This window comes from Inquilinus sp. (genome assembly GCF_039594555.1).
Classification (GTDB): Bacteria; Pseudomonadota; Alphaproteobacteria; order DSM-16000; family Inquilinaceae; genus Inquilinus.
Genome location: NZ_JBCNNF010000569.1, coordinates 1 through 3,504, shown reverse-complemented (window position 1 = coordinate 3,504; position 3,504 = coordinate 1). Strand labels below are relative to the sequence as shown.

Annotated in this window: 4 protein-coding genes; 3 read left to right on the top strand and 1 reads right to left on the bottom strand. The window is 67.8% G+C overall.

The window, feature by feature from the left end:
* Nucleotides 1-81 precede the first annotated feature (81 nt).
* The 3 genes from ABDW35_RS34180 to ABDW35_RS34170 all read left to right on the top strand — a co-directional run bounded on the left by ABDW35_RS34180 (nucleotide 82) and on the right by ABDW35_RS34170 (nucleotide 3,221).
* Entirely contained in the window at nucleotides 82-1,155 is a 1,074-nt protein-coding gene (locus ABDW35_RS34180; RefSeq protein WP_343718308.1) for a M4 family metallopeptidase, read from the top strand.
* Between the two features lie 36 nt (nucleotides 1,156-1,191).
* Nucleotides 1,192-1,527 (top strand): protealysin inhibitor emfourin, encoded by a 336-nt coding sequence (locus ABDW35_RS34175; protein WP_343718307.1) that lies wholly within the window; start codon nucleotides 1,192-1,194, stop codon nucleotides 1,525-1,527.
* Between the two features lie 155 nt (nucleotides 1,528-1,682).
* A complete protein-coding gene (locus ABDW35_RS34170; RefSeq protein WP_343718306.1) occupies nucleotides 1,683-3,221 on the top strand; it encodes a calcium-binding protein in 1,539 nt (512 codons plus the stop codon).
* A 46-nt stretch (nucleotides 3,222-3,267) separates the two neighbouring features.
* Here ABDW35_RS34170 and ABDW35_RS34165 read toward each other — a convergent pair.
* The coding region (locus ABDW35_RS34165) for an FAD-dependent oxidoreductase (protein ID WP_343718305.1) at nucleotides 3,268-3,504 on the bottom strand (237 nt) is incomplete at its 5' end.

Below are 3,504 nucleotides of genomic sequence, written 5' to 3'. Positions count from 1 at the left end.
GTATGATCTAGGAAGCTTTTCCAGGAACGAACCCCGCCGTCACGGCTTCTATCCGGTGACGGGCCGGGAAAGGAGATCCGCATGTGCACCCGACATCATCGCCACTCGATCTTCTGCATCCTGCCGCCCTACATGCTGCGCGAGATCCTCGCCAATGGCAGCAAGGCCCAGAAGGCGGCCGCCAGCCGGGCGCTGGGCATCGACACCACCTTCCGCACCATGCGCGTCCGCCTGGCGGTGGCGCAGTCGGTGACGGAACGGCGGCACCGCAAGCTGGCCCTGCCGCCGGTCCGGCAGCGCAGCATCTACACCGCCGGCAACAGCGAGACCCTGCCGGGCAAGCTGGTGCGCGCCGAGGGGCAGGACCCGTCCGGCGACGCCGCGGTGGACGAGGCCTATGACGCGCTGGGCCACACCTTCGACTTCTTCCTCGAGGCCTATCGCCGCAACTCGATCGACGATGACGGCCTGCCGCTCGACGCCACGGTCCATTACGGCGAGGACTACAACAATGCCTTCTGGAACGGCCAGCGCATGGTGTTCGGGGACGGCGACGGCCAGCTGTTCAACCGCTTCACCGCCTCGCTCGACGTCATCGGCCACGAGCTCGGCCACGGCGTCACCGAGGACGAGGCCGGCCTGGTCTACATGCAGCAGCCCGGCGCGCTGAATGAATCCCTGTCGGATGTCTGGGGCTCGCTGGTCAAGCAATGGGTGCTGAAGCAGACCGCGGAGGAGGCCGACTGGATCATCGGCGCGGGGCTGTTCACCAAGAAGGTGCACGGCGTCGGCCTGCGCTCGATGAAGGCGCCCGGCACCGCCTATGACGACCCGGTGCTGGGGAAGGATCGACAGCCCGGCCACATGAAGGACTATGTCGACACGATGCAGGACAATGGCGGCGTCCACATCAATTCCGGCATCCCGAACCGAGCCTTCTACCTGGCGGCCACCGCGATCGGCGGCAATGCCTGGGAGCGGGCGGGCCGCATCTGGTACGATACGCTGCGCGACGCCCGGGTGACCGAGACCACGAAATTCGCCGATTTCGCCGCGGTGACGGTGGATGTGGCGGGGCGGCTGCCCGGGTCGAAGAAGGCCGAGGTCAAGGCCGTGGCCGATGCCTGGAAGCAGGTCGGCATCCCGACCGGCTGAGGCGCGGGCGCCACGGCCCGGGGGCAGGAGCGGGCGATGCGGATCACCTTCGCGATGTCGAGCACGGGGCTGTTCTATTCGCCGGGGCTGGCGGCGCCGGTGGAATTCGACCTCGCGGCGCTGCCGCAGGCCGAGGCCGCGCGGATCGCGGCGCTGGTGCGCGACGCCCATCTTCTCGACCGGCCCGCTGCGGCGCCGGAAAGCCTGTCGCGGCCCACGCCCGATGCCCGCAGCTTCACGCTGACGATCGAGCAGGACGGACGCAGCCGCACAGTCGAGCTCGCCGAGCCGATCGCCGACCCCACGCTGCGCGACCTGGTCCGCTGCCTGCAGGACCAAGCCCGCGCGCTGCGGGGGAAACCTCGCCCATAGTCCGCGGTTCTCTCCGCGAGTGCCGGTCGATACGAGTCGCCCGAATGTCAGCCCGCGGATAGTATGCGGCTCGAATTAAGTCGCAATTCAGCGCTATTATTTCCTCCAAAGCCCAAGAAATTGCATGATTTATTTCCCAAAGGAGACGCGGGACGATGACTATTATTCCTGGAACCGCCGGCGACGATAATCTCTCCGGCACGACATCCAGCGACCAGATCACCGGCGCCGCCGGGGACGACACCATCTATGACGGCGATTACGGCGCCAGCTCGGCGGATACCATCGATGGCGGCACTGGCGACGACTTCATCAATATCTATGGCGGCGCCGACCTCCTCGACGGCGGCGCCGGACAGGACGCCCTCGAATTCTACTACGTGAACAGCTCGACGGCGTTCACCGTCACGACCAACACGACGCCGGGAGCGACCACGACCGCCTCCAATGGCGTGCAATTCACCAATTTCGAGAAGCTGTACTTCTATGCCGGCTCCGGCGACGACGTCGTCACCGCGGGGGACGGCGACGATTTCTTCTCCGGCAATGCCGGGAACGACACGTTCAACGGCGGCAGCGGCCGCGACAACGCATATGGCGGCCTGGGCAGTGACGTGTTCCACGGCGGCAACGGCGGCGACTACCTCTCTGGTGAGGATGGCAACGACTCGCTCTACGGCGACAGCGGCAGTGATTCCCTCTATGGCAATGCCGGTGTCGACTCCATCTTCGGCGGCGACGGCAACGACTATATCGACGGCGGAGCCGGTGCCGATGTGCTCGATGGCGGCGCCGGCACCGACAGCCTGACCTACTATTCCTCGACCACCGGGGTGACGGTAAATCTCGCATCGGGGACCGCGAGCGGCGGCGATGCGCAGGGTGACACCTTCACGAATGTCGAGAACGTCTATGCCGGCCAGCATGACGATACGCTGACCGGAAATGCCGGCAGCAACAATCTCAGCGGCAGCGACGGCAACGACGTGCTCTCCGGCGGCGGGGACTACGACAGTCTCTATGGCGACAACGGCAACGACACGCTGTCCGGAGACGCCGGCGGCGACTACCTGTCCGGCGGCGACGGCGACGATGTGCTGCGCGGCGGCGCCGGCGGGGACAACCTCTACGGCGGCAACGGCAATGACACCGCCAGCTATTTCACCAGCGCGGTCGGGGTCGTGGTCAGCCTCGCGGCCAACACCGCCAGCGGCGGCGATGCCACGGGCGACTATCTGAACGGGATCGAGAACCTCTCCGGCAGCCAGGGCAACGACAGCCTGGTCGGGGACACCGGCGCCAATGTGCTGCAGGGCTGGGGCGGCAACGACGTGCTCACCGGGGCGGGCGGCAAGGACACGCTGACCGGGGGAGCCGGCGCCGACCGCTTCGTCTACGGCTATGCGACGCAGAGCCCGGTCGGGGCCGGAGCCGATGTGATCACCGATTTCAGCCACGCCCAGGGCGACCGCATCGACCTGGCGGCGATCGACGCCAATTCCGGCGTGGCCGGCGACCAGGCCTTCAGCTTCATCGGCACCGGCCTCTACGGCCATCACGCCGGCGAGCTGCGCTACGCCGCGAGCGGCGGCGTCACCACCGTCGCCGGCGACATCAATGGCGACGGCGTATCGGACTTCCACATCCGGCTGACCGGAACGATCGCACTGGTGGCCGGCGATTTCGTGCTGTGACCGCGGCCCGGCCGGCGATCCCGCGAACCGCCGGCCGACCGGCAGATCAGCCCGCCTGCGGCAGCGGCGCGCCGGTTGGGCGGCCCTTGCTGCCGCGGATGCCGGTCAGGTCGGCCCAGCGGTAGCGGTCCATCGCCAGGCCTTCCAGGTCGATCTTGGCACGGCGGCCGGAGACGATGTCTGACATCACCCGGCCGGAGCCGCAGGCCATGGTCCAGCCCAGCGTGCCGTGGCCGGTGTTGAGGAACAGGTTGCCATAGGGCGTGCGGCCGACCACCGGGGT